This window comes from Pseudomonas auratipiscis (assembly GCF_036324085.1).
In the GTDB taxonomy this organism is placed as follows: Bacteria; Pseudomonadota; Gammaproteobacteria; order Pseudomonadales; family Pseudomonadaceae; genus Aquipseudomonas; species Aquipseudomonas auratipiscis.
In genome coordinates this window covers 1-1,428 of the sequence record NZ_JAZDCU010000042.1, presented here as the reverse complement: position 1 = coordinate 1,428, position 1,428 = coordinate 1, and the positions used below count along the sequence as shown (strand labels likewise).

Sequence of the window (1,428 nt, the reverse complement as noted above, 5' to 3'; positions counted from 1 at the left end):
GAGAAGTCAAAGGTCACTCCGTTGATAGTGAGTGCCTCGTTCTCCTTGGACACCGTGAGACCAGCATCCAAACGAGAAGGGGAAAGTTTGATAATCATGAATGCCACCTGCCTACTGCAACGAAGTCGAGAGGAATATCTACCTGGTTGGAGCCGCCAAACATTGCGGACATGTACACCTCTACTACTCCGGTAGCGTTAGCAGAAATGAACGAGCACCAGGCACTGCGGGCGCCAATGGCGCCGTCTCTTGCCGATGGGAAAAGCCTTGGCACAGCTGCAAACGCTGCAGCAAACGCCCCACCGACAGGCTGGCTGTAATAACGGCCCACTGTGGAGGATGGGCTCCAAGATGTACCTGAGATGTTGATGCGCCCCAGGCAGATCATTAAACCGCCCGCGAACTTGTAATAGTCGCCGTTAGCGTTGCTACCAAACTCAATGATTGCGCCGGTGGGGATACCCCCTGACTGACTCACGATGCCGAGAATATCCGCCACCGCTGCAGACTTCAGCCCCAGCCCGGCGCGACCTAGCGCAGCGGTATTGCCGCCGGTACCGCCCTTGGCCACGGGAACAATGTTTTCGGTCGAGACAGCCCCCAACCCAGCCAAGGTGCTCCCCCACTGATCGACAAGCTGACGCAGGCGGTCTGCCGATTCCTTGACGTAACCCTGCATCCACTGGCGCCACTGGCGCTGGCGATGATTTGGTTGGGGCGCATCAGGACCTGCGTTTTCATTCGCCCATCCAGCGCCTGCAGGGCATAGCGGGCGGCGCGTTGATCGTGTGCGTTGCGGGCCGTTCGCAAGGTAAATCGGTTGCCTTCGATGTCTTTGTTCAGGGCGGCAACCTTGAGCATCCAGATCTGGTAATCGCGCTGGTAGTTGGGGTTGATCAGCAGGCGGATGGAGCTGGCGATTTCGTAGGAGATCAACACTTGGGTCACTGCCAGGGTCAAGCCGATCTGCTGTTTCATCGCCGGCAGGAACATGCTGCTCAGGCCGTGCCAGGCTTCGTTGGCTTGGCTGTTCGCCACCTTGATCAAGGTGCTCAGGGCATGTTTGGCTTCCGTGCTCATGGCTTGGTAGAGCTTGCTGTCACGCACCGCTTCCAGGTCGAGCACGCCTTTCAGTTCGCTGAGACGGCTGCCGAGGTTGGTGGCGTCGGCGGCGGAGCCGGGGGTTAGCGCCGGGGAGCTGCCATCCCCTTCGCGACCCTGATCATCCAGGGTGCCGTAGGTGCTGAAGTTGTGCGTCACGGTTTTGATCAGGCTGGCGATTTCAGGGTTGAAGTTGAACAGGGCCAGGCCGAACAGGGTGCTGGGTTGTTCAGCCTGCTCGATCAGCCACCGCTGGCCCTGCTCGCCATTGCCCAGCAGGGTGTAGACGGCGTGGGCGGTTTCCAGCAATTGGCTGGCCTGCTGCTC

1 protein-coding gene and 1 pseudogene are annotated in these 1,428 nt (G+C 59.5%); both read right to left on the bottom strand.

Features of this window, described 5'->3' with window-relative positions:
• Positions 1 to 94: 94 nt before the first annotated feature.
• Positions 95 to 571, bottom strand: coding sequence for a hypothetical protein (locus V0R60_RS26745; protein ID WP_330143366.1), 477 nt, complete (start codon positions 569 to 571; stop codon positions 95 to 97).
• Positions 532 to 1,428: pseudogene (locus V0R60_RS26740) on the bottom strand (hypothetical protein); the annotation flags it as partial. The pseudogene V0R60_RS26740 and the gene V0R60_RS26745, both read right to left, overlap by 40 nt.